The 16,318-nt window shown below is 56.6% G+C and carries 12 protein-coding genes; 7 read left to right on the plus strand and 5 right to left on the minus strand.

The window, feature by feature from the left end:
• Positions 1-34: 34 nt before the first annotated feature.
• The gene (lplT, locus tag CAP48_RS09470) at positions 35-1,348 is read right to left on the minus strand and encodes a lysophospholipid transporter LplT (RefSeq protein WP_100696754.1); all 1,314 of its coding nucleotides are present in this window, start codon (positions 1,346-1,348) and stop codon (positions 35-37) included.
• 592 nt (positions 1,349-1,940) lie between these two features.
• Between lplT and smc the strand changes: the two genes are divergently transcribed.
• Genes smc through ligA form a run of 3 tightly spaced genes read left to right on the plus strand, consistent with a single transcriptional unit; the run spans position 1,941 to position 8,653 of the window.
• Positions 1,941-5,468 carry a chromosome segregation protein SMC gene (smc, locus tag CAP48_RS09475; protein ID WP_100695866.1) on the plus strand — a complete coding sequence of 1,176 codons (3,528 nt, stop codon included), beginning with the start codon at positions 1,941-1,943 and terminating at the stop codon, positions 5,466-5,468.
• Between the two features lie 20 nt (positions 5,469-5,488).
• The gene (locus CAP48_RS09480; protein WP_100695868.1) at positions 5,489-6,595 is read left to right on the plus strand and encodes a cell division protein ZipA C-terminal FtsZ-binding domain-containing protein; all 1,107 of its coding nucleotides are present in this window, start codon (positions 5,489-5,491) and stop codon (positions 6,593-6,595) included.
• Between the two features lie 9 nt (positions 6,596-6,604).
• Positions 6,605-8,653, plus strand: coding sequence for an NAD-dependent DNA ligase LigA (gene ligA, locus CAP48_RS09485; protein ID WP_100695870.1), 2,049 nt, complete (start codon positions 6,605-6,607; stop codon positions 8,651-8,653).
• Between the two features lie 204 nt (positions 8,654-8,857).
• On the opposite strand, the gene CAP48_RS09490 is transcribed toward ligA, so the two are convergent.
• Genes CAP48_RS09490 through msrB form a run of 4 tightly spaced genes read right to left on the minus strand, consistent with a single transcriptional unit; the run spans position 8,858 to position 10,947 of the window.
• Positions 8,858-9,700: a peptidylprolyl isomerase gene (locus CAP48_RS09490; protein ID WP_100695872.1), complete on the minus strand. Its 843-nt coding sequence runs from the start codon at positions 9,698-9,700 to the stop codon at positions 8,858-8,860.
• A 14-nt stretch (positions 9,701-9,714) separates the two neighbouring features.
• Entirely contained in the window at positions 9,715-9,981 is a 267-nt protein-coding gene (locus CAP48_RS09495; RefSeq protein WP_100695874.1) for a BolA family transcriptional regulator, read from the minus strand.
• Positions 9,974-10,558, minus strand: coding sequence for a septation protein A (locus CAP48_RS09500; protein WP_100695876.1), 585 nt, complete (start codon positions 10,556-10,558; stop codon positions 9,974-9,976). The genes CAP48_RS09495 and CAP48_RS09500 overlap by 8 nt, the downstream gene beginning before the upstream one ends.
• Positions 10,555-10,947: a peptide-methionine (R)-S-oxide reductase MsrB gene (msrB, locus tag CAP48_RS09505; protein ID WP_100695878.1), complete on the minus strand. Its 393-nt coding sequence runs from the start codon at positions 10,945-10,947 to the stop codon at positions 10,555-10,557. Before msrB ends, CAP48_RS09500 begins: the two co-directional genes overlap by 4 nt.
• A gap of 319 nt (positions 10,948-11,266) precedes the next feature.
• Between msrB and CAP48_RS09510 the strand changes: the two genes are divergently transcribed.
• The 4 genes from CAP48_RS09510 to CAP48_RS09525 are packed head-to-tail and all read left to right on the plus strand — an operon-like array spanning position 11,267 to position 16,234.
• Positions 11,267-12,436, plus strand: a complete 1,170-nt coding sequence (locus tag CAP48_RS09510) for an ABC transporter substrate-binding protein (RefSeq protein WP_100695880.1) — start codon at positions 11,267-11,269, stop codon at positions 12,434-12,436.
• Positions 12,437-12,470: 34 nt separating this feature from the next.
• A complete protein-coding gene (locus tag CAP48_RS09515) occupies positions 12,471-13,508 on the plus strand; it encodes a branched-chain amino acid ABC transporter permease (RefSeq protein ID WP_100695882.1) in 1,038 nt (345 codons plus the stop codon).
• A gap of 3 nt (positions 13,509-13,511) precedes the next feature.
• Positions 13,512-15,452, plus strand: coding sequence for an ATP-binding cassette domain-containing protein (locus tag CAP48_RS09520; RefSeq protein ID WP_100695884.1), 1,941 nt, complete (start codon positions 13,512-13,514; stop codon positions 15,450-15,452).
• Complete coding sequence (locus CAP48_RS09525) at positions 15,449-16,234, plus strand: ABC transporter ATP-binding protein (RefSeq protein WP_100695886.1); 786 nt, start codon at positions 15,449-15,451, stop codon at positions 16,232-16,234. Before CAP48_RS09520 ends, CAP48_RS09525 begins: the two co-directional genes overlap by 4 nt.
• The last annotated feature ends 84 nt before the right edge of the window (positions 16,235-16,318 follow it).

Consider the following 16,318-nt stretch of genomic DNA (forward strand, 5'->3'; position numbering starts at 1 on the left):
TCCAGCGTTTGCCGCTCGCAGCGCAACGTTGGGTTTAATGGCCGCTCTGCGCCCGACCATGGCCTTCATCACCGATCTCTGCAAATGTTGCCGGATAGCGTCGCTGGTTGCTGTAGCACCAGACGATGACCAGGGTCATCAGCAGGGCGACGATCATGCCAAAGATAATAATGATCGTATTGATGTGCAGGTCCATTTCCAGCATAAACCAGTACATGGCTACCATGAACAGAATATTCAGCTGTTCGTTGAAGTTCTGCACGGCGATCGAGTGACCTGCCGACAAAAGCACATGTCCCCGGTGCTGCAGCAGCGCATTGAGTGGCACGACGAAAAAGCCGGACAGACCGCCAACCAGAATCAGGGTGAAATACACCGCCCAGGTTTGTTGCACGACCGTCATCAACATAACGGAAAATCCCATGACGATGCCGATAGGCAGCACTTGCAGCGCACGCGTCAGGGGAACCCGGCCGGCCAGCACCGAACCGACAATGGTGCCGATTGCGGCCACGCCCATCAGATTAGCTGACTGTGCAATGCTCAGGTGCAGGTGATCTCGCCCCCATTGCAGCACGATTAGTTGCAATGTGGCGCCCGCCCCCCAGAACAGGGTCGTGACGGCCAGTGAAATCTGCCCGACCTTATCCTTCCACAGGATGCGTACATAGCTGGAAAACACGCTGAGCAGCTTGACCGGATTGGATTCCTGTTTCGGATAGACAAAATGGGTGTTTGGAATCAACAGGTTACAGGCCGCGGCCAGAATGTAAATCCCGCCGATGACGACAATGGCCGCTTCGGCCGGCGTTTTGGCCAGTACCGATATCCATGGCAGCGCAAGCAGGAAGTCGGACAAGGGCGGTTCGATCAGCTTTCCGCCCAGCACAACCCCGAAAATAATGGAAAGGACAGTCAGTCCTTCGATCCAGCTATTGCCCTTGACCAGGTCCCGGGGGGGCAGCAATTCAGTCACAATACCGTATTTGGCCGGAGAGTAGGCGGCTGCGCCAATGCCGACCAGTCCATAGGAAAAGCAGACAATGTAGGCGTGCAGGCTCTTGTCGGACGGCGCCAGCATGGCAAAGCCGAACATCAGCAGACAGCCGGAAATCTTAATGGCATTGGTGACAAACATGACCCGGCCCTTGGGGAAAGAGTCGGCGATGGCGCCCACGAAGGCAGCCAGAATGACGTAGGCAAATGCAAAGAACCATTTCATGGCTGGTGTCATCCAGTCCGGTCCGGAAAGCTCAGCGATAAGGGCAATGGCAGCGATAAAAAGCGCGTTGTCGGCCAGTGACGAAAGTGCCTGAGCCAACATGACGAGAAAGAAACCTTTTTTCAAACTGAATATCCCGTTGTAACTTGTTATCGCTTGCGCGGATCCGGTGATAACACCTGAGAAAACAATGCCAATGCAACGCCATGGGCGACCCTGCGCCATACGTTGTCGTTGAAATGGTGGCTTTTGGGAAGGCCCGGACCGAAGCCGGTTTTTCCGTGGCGCCCAATCGCAACATAATATCAGGTTCAGTGGTGTTTCGTTACCGATTGGCGACACCTTTGGATGAATTAGATGCAAAAGGGCGCGCAAAAAGGGTCGCTAGCCGATAAGGCCATGCCCGGCCCGTACGCATTCGATGTAGCCAATTGAAATATTTGTGTGGCAGCCACCACCGTACCCCTGCCAGCAGCGCAGTTCAAGGTTTGTCGTGACGGTTCTGCGCTTGCAGCAGTGCGGGACCCCGTCTTGGGCCACCGTTGTCGTAACCCAATCGCCAGGCCGTTTTTCACCGGGCAAATATTACGCTTCTGACTGTTGTTGACTATCAAATTCCATCGCCTGAGTTATCATACAGGGCTGGAGCCTGACCGGCGGGCCCGACGTTTATCGGCATCGCCTCAGGATATTTTTTTCACTTTGTATTGTTCCATACGTGCGCCTTACCCAACTCAAACTCGCTGGATTCAAGTCTTTTGTTGATCCTACGGTAATCCCGGTGCCCAGCCAGATGGTGGGCGTGGTAGGTCCCAATGGCTGCGGAAAATCCAATATCATCGACGCCGTGCGCTGGGTGATGGGCGAAACACGCGCCTCTGAACTGCGCGGCGAATCCATGCAGGACGTGATCTTCAACGGCTCGGGCAACCGTAAGCCGGCCGCTCGCGCCTCGGTGGAATTGGTCTTTGACAATAGCGATGGTCGTGCCGTTGGGCAATGGAGCACTTACGGAGAGATTGCCGTGCGGCGGGTGCTGACCCGCGATGGCACCAGCAGTTACTACGTCAACAATCAGCAGGTCCGGCGCAAGGATATCCACGATATTTTCCTGGGTACGGGGCTGGGCTCGCGCGGATACGCGATCATTGGCCAGGGCATGATTAACCGTCTGATTGAGGCCAAACCCGAAGAGCTGCGAGTCTATCTGGAAGAAGCTGCCGGCGTTTCCCGATACAAGGAGCGGCGTCGCGAAACGGAAAATCGTCTTGGCGACACCCGCGAAAACCTCACGCGTGTCGAAGACATTATGCGTGAGCTCGAGTCGCAGCTGACGCGACTGGAGGCGCAGGCCGAAGTGGCGCGCAAGTATCGTGATCTGCAGCATGACGGCGAAAAGAAACAGCATGTGTTGTGGCTGATCCGAGAAGAAAACGCCCGGGCCGACCAGGAGAAAAAAGCGCTGGAAATCGAAAAGGCGCAGACCGAGCTTGAGGCCTCGCTGGCCGAGCTGCGCGCTTCCGAGAGCGAAGTGGAGAAACGTCGCCAGGCCCACTATCAGGCCAGCGATGCGGTCCATGCGGCCCAGGCAGCCATGTATGAGGCAAACACCACAGTCAGCCGCCTGGAAACCGAAATCCGTCATGTGGTTGATGCCCGTAATCGGTTGCAGGCGCGCAAGGCGACGCTCAATACCCAAATGCAGGAGTGGCAGGATCAACTGACCCACTGCACCGAACAGATCGCTGAACTGGAAGAAGAATTGGCTGCCGCGGCAGAGCGCGCAGCCATCGTGCAGGATGAGCTGGAATCGCAGCAAGCCCTGATGCCTGATCTTGACGATAAAGTGCGCAGTGCGGCAGCGGCACGAGAGACGATGCGATCCGAGCTGGCACGCGTTGAACAGAAACTGGCACTGACCGCCCAGACGCAGCGCGATGCTGACAGGCAACTGCAGCAGCTGGAACAACGGCGCGAACGACTGGAGCGAGAACTGGGGGAAATCCAGAGTCCAGATGCGGGCCGCCTGGAGCAGCTGAGCGGCGATCGTAATGCGGCCGAGGCCCAACTGGAAGAAGTGCAGGCCACTTTGCAGGATATGGAAGAGCGTTTGCCGCAGCTGGACGAGGCTCGGCGCACCGCGCAGGCCAATTCGCAACAGGAAACCCAGGATGTGGCCCGGCTGGAAGCCCGGCTCAACGCCCTGAGTGCGCTTCAGGAAGACGTGCAGAAGAAGGGGGCGCTGGAGCCCTGGCTGCAAAAACATGATCTTGCCAGCTTCGGTCGGCTATGGCAGCAAATCCATATTGAGCCGGGTTGGGAAGCGGCGCTTGAATCGGTATTGCGCGAGAAACTGACGGCGCTGCCGTTGCGCGACCTGGATATGGCGCGTGCCTTCACTGACGATCCGCCACCCTCGCGTCTCGCTTTCTATCAGAAACCCGCAGCCGAGGCGCTACCGGCATCGTTACCGGGTCATACGCCGTTGCTGTCGCTGGTGCGCTGCAGTGATCCCGACCTCAAAAGCCTGCTTGGACGCTGGCTGCAAGGCGTCTATACGGCGTCAACGCTGACCGAGGCCCTTGGACAAAGACAGTCATTGCCGGTCGGTGTACAACTGGTGGTGCGTGACGGACACATGATCGATGCGCACGGCCTGTGCTTCTACGCCGCCGACTCCGAGCAGTCCGGCATGCTGGCTCGCCAGCAGGAAATCGACAACCTCAAGCGTGAAATCAAGGCACGCCAACTTATTGCCGATCAGGCCGTGACGCAGCTGGCGCGCAGCGAAGCGGCCTGGACTTCCTTGTCCCAGTCGATGACGCCTGCCCGTCAACGCCTCTCAGAGCTCACGCGGCGTGCACACGACCTGCAAATGGAACATTCCAGGCTGCACGCGCAGATCCAGCAAAGCGATGAGCGCAATGCGCGCATCAACGAGGACCTGGCTGATATCCGGGTGCAGCAGGAAGAGCTATTGGCCCTCAAGGAAGAGTCCGAAGCCGGTTTCGAGACGCTGGACAATGAGTTAGCCACATTGCAGGAAGCCTACGCAGAAGCCGAAATGGCAGGCGAGTCGCTGGCTGAAACGGCCGAAGCGGCGCGCCAGCAGATTCGTGAACTGGAGCGCAGTGTACAGGAAGCGGGTTTTACCCAGCGCGGCCTCACTTCGCGGATTGCCGAGCTGACGCGCAACCGCGACCTGGCAGGCAATCAAATCAACCAGGCCTGCAACGAACTGGAAAACCTGGAAACAGAGCTGTTCGACTTTGATGAGTCCGCTACGCAGGCCGGTCTGCAGGAAGCGCTTGAAACCCGCGTGATTCGCGAGGAAGCGCTGGCCGCCGCCCGGCTTGAGCTGGACAATCTGGCTGCTACACTTCGCGGCGCCGATGAAGTACGCATGCGTACCGAACAGTCTCTGGAACCGCGACGCGCCCAAATTATGCAGTTGCAACTGGACGAACAGGCTGCCCGTCTGGCTGTCGAGCAGTTTTCCGAACAGCTGGACCAGCACGAGGTCGACCGCGCCGCGCTCAAGGCCGATCTGAACGATTTGCCCGAAGACTGGTCTAAAGTGACTTGGCTGCATGCCGAAGTGCAGAAAATTTCCCGGCAGATCGAAGCCCTGGGTTCGGTCAACCTGGCCGCGCTGGATGAACTGACCGAGTCGCGGGAACGCAAGGGGTTTCTGGATGCGCAGCATGCAGACCTGACCGAGGCGATCGAGACACTGGAAGACGCCATTCGTCGAATCGACCGGGAAACGCGTGACCTGCTGCAGGAGACCTTTAATCAGGTCAATACGCATTTTGGCGAGTTGTTCCCTAAACTGTTTGGCGGTGGCGAGGCGCGTCTGTCCATGACTGGCGAAGAGATTCTGGATGCAGGGGTACAGGTCATGGCGCAGCCGCCTGGTAAACGCAACAGTACGATTCATCTGCTTTCCGGCGGCGAGAAGGCGCTGACCGCCACAGCGCTGGTGTTTGCGCTGTTCAAGCTCAATCCGGCGCCGTTCTGTCTGCTGGACGAGGTGGATGCGCCACTGGATGACGCCAATACCGAAAGGTATGCCAACCTGGTTGGCAGTATGAGTGAACAGACACAGTTTTTATTTATTTCTCATAATAAAATAGCCATGCAGATGGCGAAACAATTAATCGGTGTTACGATGCAAGAACAAGGGGTTTCCCGAATTGTTGCTGTGGATATCGAGTCCGCCGTCCAGCTTGTTGGCGAAGCGTAAACAAAAGGGTCAATCACACAATGAGTAATTTGCAACTGGCTTTAATTGCGATCGGAATCGTGCTGATTCTGCTGGTGCTGCTGTTCAATTGGTGGCAGGATCAGCGGGTGCGCAAGCAAATGCACGAGCAATTTAGCATGGGCGACGAACACGAAAACGATGTGTTGCTCAAAGATCGCAGGCAGGTTGCGCCTACCCAGAAAGCGCAGGCCGATCGACGCGATCCGGTGTTTGTTGACAGTGAACCCGACGTCTCGCCTGAAACGGCCGTGCCTGCGGCTGCAGATACCACAATATCCGCAGCGCAATTGGACGAGCATCATGATGAAGAGGCCGTTGATGAAATGACCGAAGGCGTGATCGAACTGCATTTTGCCACGCCGGTCAGTGGCGCCGATCTGCATCGTTACACCCGCACTGCGCTTAGCGCCGGCACCAAGCCGTTACGCTTTTTTGCCGAAACCGAAGAGGGTCTGCATCGCGCTGACCTGCGCGCCGATGAGTATTACGTTTCCCTGCAGATGGCCGTACTGCTGGCCAATCGCGGCGGCGCGCTGGGCGAAATCGAATGGTCGCAGGCATGGGCCAAGGCTGACGAAATTGCCCATGAATTTGATGCCAGCGTCGAGAGCCCAGACGTGCCTGCCTTGCTGCGACGCGCTGAGAAACTGGACCAGGTATGCGCTAACCTGGATACACAAGTGGGCCTGACAGTGCAGCTGACACAGCCGCATCCAGTACGCAGTGTGATCGATGTGGCCCGCGCCAAAGGATTTACCGAATACCGCAATGGCCTGGCCTGGATGAACCATGATGGTTTGCCACGCTTTGTGCTGCTGCTGGCCGGCGAACACGCCGAAGATCCGGCCAACGCCGGCGTCAATCGCGTGGATTTGCTGCTTGATGTTCCGTGCAGCCCGCCCGACGAGACTCCGTTTGCCCGCATGATGGCCGTTGGCCGTGATCTGGCACTGTCGCTTGACGGCCAGCTGATTGATGATTCGGGGCGCCCGGTAATGGAAGGCTCCGAGCACGCCATCGACGAGCAGATTCGCGGCATATACGAAGAGCTGGAGCAACAGGGCCTGCAGGCCGGTTCGCCGCGCGCCTTGCGAGTTTTCTCTTAAGGCACTGTCATGACGCAGGACAAAGAACAACAGTTGCGGGCTGAACTGGAGAGCCTGCGCGCGCAGATCAACGCGCATAATCACGCTTATCATGTTCTGGATGCACCCACCGTCACTGATGCGCAATTTGACGGCCTGATGCAGCGGTTGCTGGCCATCGAGGCCGAGCATCCCGACTGGATTAATGCCGACTCGCCTTCACAACGCGTGGGCAGCGCGCCATTACCTTTTTTTGAAAGCGTTCGCCACGCCGTGCCCATGCTGTCGCTAGGCAACGCATTTAGCACTGAAGAAGTGACCGCGTTTGACAAGCGGGTTTGTGACGCGCTGCGCGCCGCCGGACTACTTGGGCCGGCGCAACAGGTTGAATATAACTGTGAAGTCAAAATGGACGGCCTGGCCATAAGCATTCGCTACGAGAACGGTCGCCTGGTGCGAGCCGCGACACGCGGCGATGGCTTATCCGGCGAGGACGTGACGGCCAATATCCGCACCTTGCGCTCGGTGCCGCTGACGCTGTCTGCCGGCTTTCCGGCAGTGCTGGAAGTGCGCGGCGAAGTGCTTATGCATCGCGCCGACTTTGAAAAACTCAATCAGCTTCAAGCCGCAGCAGGCGACAAGACCTTTGTCAATCCGCGTAATGCCGCGGCCGGCAGCCTGCGCCAGCTTGATCCACGGTTGACCGCCAAACGGCCGTTACGATTTTTTGCCTACGGCTGGGGTCAGCTTGACGGGCTGACCAAGCCCTTGCCGGAAACACATTCGGGAATGCTAGACTGGCTGTCTGACCTCGGGTTATCCGTCGGAAAATACCGAGAGCGCGTGACGGGGCCGGATGAACTTGTCTCTTTTTATGAAGAGATCGCACAATCTCGCGCCACGCTACCATTTGACATTGACGGTGTGGTTTATAAAGTCAATTCACTGAAGGCTCAAACTGAACTCGGGTTTGTCTCGCGCGCGCCGCGTTTTGCGCTGGCCCACAAATTTGCCGCTGAAGAGGCGACCACCCGCCTGCTGGATATCGAAGTGCAGGTCGGGCGCACGGGGGCGCTGACCCCAGTGGCTCGATTGCAACCCGTTTTTGTGGGCGGCGTCACAGTGACCAATGCGACGCTTCACAACGAAGACGAAATACGCCGCAAGGACGTCAGAATTGGCGATACTGTGGTGGTTCGCCGGGCAGGCGATGTCATTCCCGAGGTGCTTCGCCCGGTTTTGGAACTGCGACCTGCCGATGCCCGGCTGTTCGCCATGGCAACATCGTGTCCAGTCTGTGGTTCAGCGGTCGAACGCCTGCCCGACGAGGCGGCAACGCGCTGCACGGGTGGTCTTTTTTGCGCAGCGCAGCGCAAGCAAAGCCTGCTTCACGCTGCAGGGCGCAAGGCCCTGGATATCGAAGGGCTAGGCGAGAAGCTGATTGACCAGTTGGTTGACCATGACTGGGTCCGCTCAATTGCCGACCTGTATTCGCTGTCGGTAGAGAAGGTCATGGGACTGGAGCGCATGGGGCGCAAGTCTGCAGAAAACCTGATTGCGGCGATCGAAGCCAGCAAGCATGTGGAATTGTCCCGTATTGTCTATGCGCTGGGCATCCGGCATGTGGGCGAGACCACCGCACGCGATCTGGCGCGTTACTTCGGTTCACTTGATGCGCTAATCGCTGCCGACGAGGCGGCTTTTCTTCAGGTTAATGATGTGGGGCCGGTTGTCGCCGAGTCGCTGCGGTCATTTTTCGCTGAACCGCATAATCTTGCGGTGCTGCAAGCCCTGCGCGATGCGGGGGTGACCGTCAAGATGCCGGAATCGGTCAAAAGCACGGTTCTGCAGGGCAAGACGTTTGTACTGACCGGAACGTTGCCGACGCTGACACGCGATGAGGCCGGTAAACTGATCATGGAAGCGGGTGGCAAAGTCAGCGGTAGTGTGTCAAAAAAGACCAGTTACGTTGTGGCAGGAGAAGAGGCTGGCAGCAAACTGGAAAAGGCCCGCGATCTATCGGTGCCGATTCTGGATGAAGACGGTCTGCTGAAGTTGTTAAAGGAAAACGACGGTTGATATGGTCTAAGGCCATACGGCTCGGCAAGCCGACACGCGTCAGATGCGTCTGATACGTTCGATACACAGCTAAACCAAATACGTCCAATACTGGCGCGGCGAACAGGCAATAAAAATCCCCCAACTGGCAAAAATCTGCTTGGCAGTTGAGGGATAACCGTCAGTAAATGGGTCAGTCGAATCACCGACCCGGTTTACAAGTGCTTACTGTTTCGGTGCTTCTACTGCGGGCGCAGCATCGGGTTTTTCAGCAGAATCTTCTGTCGCGGTTTTCTCGATCTTGGCTTCATCGCGCAATTTTTTCATTTGCTCTTGCAGCGATTGCTGGCTGAGCATTTGACTGATTTGCGGTTTGGCTTCTTCCAGGCTTGGCACTTTAACCGGACGAGAGTCGGTCACTTCAATGATATGCCAGCCGAACTGGCTTTTTACCGGCTTATCCAGCAACTCTCCTTTTTTGGCGGCCTTTACGGCTTCGGCAAATTCAGGTACGTAGTTCTCGGCAGGTGCCCAGCCCAGATCGCCACCTTTTTTGCCGCTACCTGGATCAATTGAGTTTTTCTGAGCCGCATCAGCAAAACTGACTTTCTTGGCCTTGATGTCCTTCAGCAGGTTGTTGGCAGCCGTTTCGTCCTTGACCAGAATATGCTTGACCTGATACTCGTTCTCACCGTCTGATTGAGTCTTGAATTCCTCGTAGGCTTTCTTGATATCATCGTCGCTGACCGGATGCGTCTTGGCCCAATCGCGCATCATGGAACCAATCAGAATTTCCTGACGGGCGTTTTCGATCGCGAACTGAACTTCGGGATCTTTGTCAACGCCCTGTTTTTCCGCTTCCTGGGCTAACACGGCACTGTTAATCAACTGTTCTGTAATCTGTTCACGTAGCGCAGGACTGTCTGTCGCGCCGCGGGCAATGAGCGTTTTCACCGCCGTATCTACCTGATCTTTGGTAATGGTTTTACCATTCACAGTGGCCACGTTCTGGGCCAGGGCCGGTACTGTCATGGCGCAAGTTACAGCGAGTAAAATAAAACGTTTCATAGTTTTCCTTTTGGTTAAGAAATCGGTTGGGTCTGTATGGACAGAGCATGAATCGGATAGGGGATCAAGTCGCCCAGGGCGTCATAGACCAGACGCTGGCTGGCGACTCGGGACAGGCCATTGAACCGGGCCGACCGAATGCTGAGCCGGTAGTGGCCTGCGCCATTGCTGGCGCCTGCGTGCCCTATGTGCAGATGAGACTCGTCTTCTATATCCAGTGACAACGGCTCCAGCGATGCCAGACGCTCACGGATAAGGGCAATGCGATCTTGGTCAGTCATGGGTTTTCTCCGGCAGGGTCGCGGGTCCTGGGGTGACGGGCGTCTCCTGCATATGACGTCCGAGCCAGACTGATTGGCCAATCGCAAAAATAACCAACAGCACGGTCATGCCGAAGGCCTTGAAGGTGACCCATTGGTCCTGTGTAAAGTAACCGGAAAAGGCCACTGCCAAATTGATGGCGCCGGCAAACAGGAAAAAGCCGGCCCAGCTATCGGACAGACGGTCCCAGATACGGTCCGGCAGGCTCATTTGCGTGGCGAGCATTTTACGCAATACGTTTTTATTCATCAGCAGACGCGCGCCCAGCAGGATCAGGGCAAACATCCAGTAAAGCACGGTTGGTTTCCATTTGACAAAGGTATCGTTATGGAAATAAATGGTGGCGCCGCCAAACACCGAGATGATGATTACATTCATCCAGTTGGTGGCTTCAATCGGGCGGCCACGCAATTTAAGCCACACGATCTGAAGGACGCTGCAGACAATGGCAACCTTGGTGGCCACGTAAATATCGGCAACCTTGTAGGCCACAAAGAACAGGACCAGTGGGAAAAAATCGAACAGGAGTTTTTTCATTCTACGGGATCAAAGCGAAGGGACAGCGAATTGATGCAATAACGCAGACCGGTGGGAGCAGGGCCGTCGGGAAACACATGGCCAAGATGGGCGTCGCAGACATTACACAGCACTTCGGTGCGAGTCATGCCGTGGGAAGTGTCGACTTCTTCGCGGACATTTTGGGGATTAAGAGGCTCGAAATAGCTGGGCCAGCCGCAGCCGGCGTCAAATTTCGTGTCTGATGCAAACAGCGGCGTACCACAGGCGACGCACGTATAGACGCCGGGCTGAAAATGATCCCAGTATTCTCCGGTGAAGGCGCGTTCGGTGCCTTTCTGCCGCGTGACATGATAGCTTTCCGGAGAAAGCAGTTCACGCCATTGCTGTTCGGACTTGATGACTTTCAATGGTGACCTTTACATCAAAAACAGTCGGGGCTATCGAAATCGTGTTGATGCACCGTACCGGGTTTCATTAAAGCGACTGCCTGCAGCGCTGATACAGCACTTGCCTGTAAAGCTGTGAACCGCGTATTCAAAAATGCAGGCTGTAACTACTCTATTTTAGAGTAAATTGGCGCGACATTCCTGAATTGCCTGGACAAAACTGTATGATTACGCGTTTAAGTGTGACATATTATTGTCCGTATCTTGGGACTATAACGTGCAATCGGTGATTGACAGACAATTGTAATAAAGCGAAATCACAATATTTGAGAGACAAATCATGAAAAAGTTCCTGTGCCCTTTACTGGCTGTTGCGCTTTCTGCCACCGCTGCGTCTGTATTTGCCCAACAGAGCACTGTGAATGTTGGCGTTGTCGTATCTGCAACCGGCCCGGCGGCGTCGCTGGGCATGGCCGAGCGCAATACGGTGGCACTGCTGCCACGGCAGATCGGAAAGACGACGGTCAACTATACCATTCTTGACGATGCAACCGATGCGACGCTGGCCGTGCGCAATATGCGCAAGCTGATCAGCGAGAATAATGCAGATGTGATTATCGGCACAACGGCCACACCTGGCTCGCTGGCAATGATCGACGTGGCGGCCGAAAAGAAGGTGGCGATGATCAGCCTGGCGGCCAGCGCCAGCATCGTTGAACCTGTAGAAGGCGCAAGACAGTGGTCATTCAAAACGCCACAGAACGATGTGCTGATGGCCAGCGCTGTGGTAGAGGCCATGGAGAAAGCCGGAATGAAAAAAATCGGCTTCATCGGTTTTTCGGACGCCTATGGACAGAACTGGCTCAAGGAGCTGAAAAATGCGCTGCAGGGCAAGCAAATAGAAATCGTGGCAACGGAAAGCTATGCGCGACCCGATACCAGCGTGACCGGCCAGGTGCTCAAATTGCTTGCCGCAAAACCGGATTCCATCCTGATCGCGGGTTCAGGCACCGCGGCAGCTCTGCCGCAGCGTGAACTTAAGCAGCGCGGGTTCAAGGGCCAGATCTACCAGACCCATGGCGCCGGCAACAGCGAGTTTCTGAAAATGTGCGGCAGCGCCTGCGAAGGATTGATATTGCCGGCAGGCCCGATTCTGGTCGCGGACCAGTTACCGCAGACCAATCCGATGCGCGCGACCGGCCTGGATTACACCCAGAAATACGAGGCGCAGTACGGCAAGGGATCGGTCAGCGGTTTTGGCGGACATATGAACGATGCCGGCGCGCTGGTTGCGGCGGCCATCCCCAAGGCACTGGCCACTGGCGCCACGCCTGGCACCGAAGGCTTTCGTGTGGCGCTGCGTGATGCCCTGGAAAGCAGCAAGGAAGTGGTCGGCGTGCATGGTGTATTCAATATGTCCGCTAAAGACCACGCCGGGCTGGATGAGCGGGCGCGGGTATTGTTGCGCGTCAAAAACGGCCAATGGCAATTTGCCCAGGATCTGAACTGAGCGCTGGGAGACAAGGGATACAACCGGAAAGATAATGGACTGGTCAATCGCAAAGATTCTGATGCAAGACGGGCTGGTGACGGGCGTCATTTATGCATTGCTGGCAGTATCACTGGTATTGGTGTTTGCTGTTACGCGCATTATTTTGATTGTGCAAGGCGAGTTCGTGACCTACGGGGCGCTCACCTTTGCTGTTCTGGCAGACAATCAGGTGCCTGGGACTCGCTGGTTGCTGGTCGCCGCCGGCCTGTTGGTATTCGTGCGTGAACTGTGGCTGGTTTCTCATGGCAAGCCCGTGATGACGCTGGTCCGCTCGGCACTGTTTTGCCTGGTCTTCCCGCTGGTCGTGTTTTTTGCGGTACCTGCCATCCTCGGCGCCACGCCGTCGCTGTGGGTCAAGGCATTAATGACATTGCTGCTGGTCGTCCCGCTCGGGCCCATGCTTTACAAGCTTGCTTATGAGTCGATGGCCGACAGTTCGGTGCTGGCGCTCTTTGTGATTTCCATCGCCGTGCACTTTGTATTTGTTGGCATGGGCCTGGCTTTTTTTGGGGCAGAGGGGCGCCTGGTGGCACAGCCGTTCTTCGACGGGCAACTGGAGCTGTTCGGCTTGAGCTGGACGTTTCAAAGCCTCTTTGTGATTGCAATGACAGCGGTAATCATTGTGGCATTGTGGCTGTTCTTCGGCTATACCCTGTATGGCAAGGCTTTGCGTGCGACTGCCGTGAACCGTCGCGGCGCGCGGCTGGTCGGCATCAGCACCAGTATGTCGGGCTTTCTGACTTTCCTGTTGTCGTCCATCGTGGGCGTGCTCTCGGGCATCATGATTGTCTCGTTCATCTCCATTACTTACGAGACCGGCTTTATGATCGGGCTCAAGGGATTTGTCGGCGCCATCATCGGCGGATTGGTGAGCTATCCGATCGCTGCCGTCGGCGCGCTGCTGGTGGGCATCATTGAATCGTTTTCGACATTCTGGGCAAGTGAGTATAAAGAAGTGATTGTTTTCGCGCTGATCATTCCGATATTGTTGATTCTGTCCGTGACAAACCGTCACGACGAAGAAGAGTAAGCCATGAAAAAATGGCCCGTACTGGTTTTCATTTTGCTGCTCGCCCTGTTGCCGATCGTGCCCGGCGTGCCCGAATTCTGGATCAATCAACTCAATGCGATCGGTATTGCCAGTCTGGTCGTGATCGGGCTGGTTGTGCTCACTGGCGTGGGCGGCCTGACTTCATTCGGGCAGGCCACGTTTGTGGGTATTGGGGCCTACGCAACCGCATGGCTGACTGCCACCATGGGCGGCTCGCCCTGGCTAGGGCTGGTGCTGGGCATTGTGCTGACCTTGCTGCTGGCGTTTGTACTGGCGCAGGTGACATTGCGTCTGTCGGGACATTACCTGTCGCTGGCGACGATCGCGGTATGTCTGATTTTCTACTATTTGTACGGGAATATGCCGTTTCTTGGGCGGCACGACGGCATCCCTGGTATCCCGCCAATTTCGCTCTTTGGCTATCGGCTGCTGCAGGCCCAGAGTATTTATTATCTGATCTGGCTGATGGTGCTGCTGGCGGCATGGACCGCAATCAATCTGCTGGATTCACGCAGCGGTCGCGCCATTCGTGCGATTAAAAACGGCGAGAAAATGGCGGCTTCTTTCGGCATATACACGTTCCATTATAAGGTGATCGCCTTTGTGTACGCGGCGGTACTGGCAGGTCTGGCCGGCTGGCTGTATGCCCACGAGCAGCGAGCGGTTAGCCCCAGCACTTTCGGTATCAACTACGGCATTGAATATCTGTTCATGATGGTGGTGGGCAGTGTGTCCTCGGTCTGGGGTGGCATTTTCGGCGCGGCGGTGATCCTGACACTGAAAGACCAGATCCAGGACATTGCGCCGCGCCTGTTCGATACCTCGACCAACTTCGAGCTGATTGTTTTCGGTGTGCTGGTCGTGCTTGTGCTGCATCATGCGCGTGAAGGACTATGGCCTATCGTGACTCGGTTTTTTTCCGGCGCTGCCGATAAACGCAAAGCAACGGCCGCTCCCGCCGCACAGTGGTGGAGTCATGCCGACTTGCTGGAGAAAAACGGGAAACCAGGGCATGGCGGAGCGAGTAACGGCGGGCCGGGACATGCTTCGCCGGGACATGACGGAGCACATAAAGACCCTAAGTCTAATGGTGCAGCGGACAATAGCGCGCCGCTATTGAAAGTAGAGGCGGCCCGCAAGGAGTTTGGCGGACTGGTGGCGGTCAATGATATCTCGTTCTGTGTTGACGCCGGCCAGATCGTTGGCCTGATCGGCCCCAACGGCGCAGGCAAAAGCACAACGTTTAATCTGATTACCGGCGTCATGCCACTGACCAACGGGTCTATTGCCTTTCGGGGCAAACCCTTGAAATCGGCGAGCGCACAACAGATTGCCCGCCTGGGGATTGCCCGGACCTTTCAGCATACTCAATTGCTGCCGCAGATGAGTGTGCTGGAAAATGTCGCCCTGGGTGCGCACCTGCGTTGCTCTGCCGGGGCAATACGCAGTATCTTGCGACTGGATCGGCACGACGAAGCGGCTTTGCTGCGCGAAGCGGCCACGCAGCTGGAGCGGGTTGGGCTGGGCGACTGCCTGTTCGAGTTGGCAGGCAATCTGTCGCTGGGTAAACAGCGTATTGTGGAAGTAGCCAGGGCCCTGGCGCTTGATCCGACACTGCTGTTGCTGGATGAGCCAGCGGCGGGCCTACGCTATATGGAAAAACGGGAACTGGCTGCGGTGCTCTCGGCATTGCGTGACGAAGGCATGAGCATTCTGCTGGTCGAACACGATATGGATTTTGTGATGAAACTGACCAACCATCTGGTGGTCATGGATTTCGGCACAAAAATTGCAGAAGGCACGCCATCTCAAATTCAGCAGAATGACAAAGTGCTGCAGGCCTATCTGGGTGGGATAGACGACGCGGCTATCGCAGATGAAATTAATGACGATACGGCGGACAACATCGGAGTGCGCGCATGAGCCGGCTATTGGAAACCCATAAGATCAGCGCACAGTATGGCAAAGTGCGCGCCGTCACCGAGGTGTCTCTGGGCATGGATCAGGGGCAGGTGGTCACCGTGATCGGCGCTAACGGCGCCGGCAAGTCAACGCTGCTCAATACTCTCATGGGCGCATTGCCCACCACCGGGCGTGCCCAGGGTCGTATTCTTTACCAAGGCCAGGATATCAGTCGCATGCCGGTGGAAGAACGCGTCGCCGCGGGCCTGTGTCTGGTACCCGAAAAACGCGAGTTATTCACCAGTATGTCGGTGCAGGACAATTTGCTGCTTGGCGGGTTTCGCCAGTATCGGCAGCGTGTTGCCGGCTGGCGCGATACGCTGGATCAGGTTTATCAGCTGTTTCCGCGTTTGCTGGAGCGACGCGAGCAGCGCGCCGGCACGCTTTCGGGCGGCGAGCGGCAAATGCTGGCAGTAGGACGGGCGATGATGGCAAGACCCACGGTGCTGATGCTTGATGAACCCAGCTTGGGACTGGCGCCGCGCGTGGTGCAGGAAGTGTTTCGCATTATCCTGCGCTTGCGTGAAACCGGCGTATCGATATTGCTTGTTGAACAGAATGCGCGTGCGGCATTGCAGGCCTCTGATTACGGCTATGTGCTGGAGATGGGCGAGGTCGCGATGGAGGGCTCATCGCAGATTTTGCGCGCCGATCCCAAGGTGGCGCAAAGTTATCTGGGATTGGGTCACAGCGATAGCACTCAAGCGCAGGACGGTTCCAAATTTCAAGATGGGGACAGGTGACGCGGGCGGGGTGCTAAGCCGCGCTGATGTCGAAGTTTTCACAGAATGATAGAAAATTTCTTTAAATCGAGAATGAAGTCGTTA

The sequence above is a fragment of the Advenella sp. S44 genome (assembly GCF_002810445.1).
Lineage (GTDB): Bacteria > Pseudomonadota > Gammaproteobacteria > Burkholderiales > Burkholderiaceae_B > Advenella.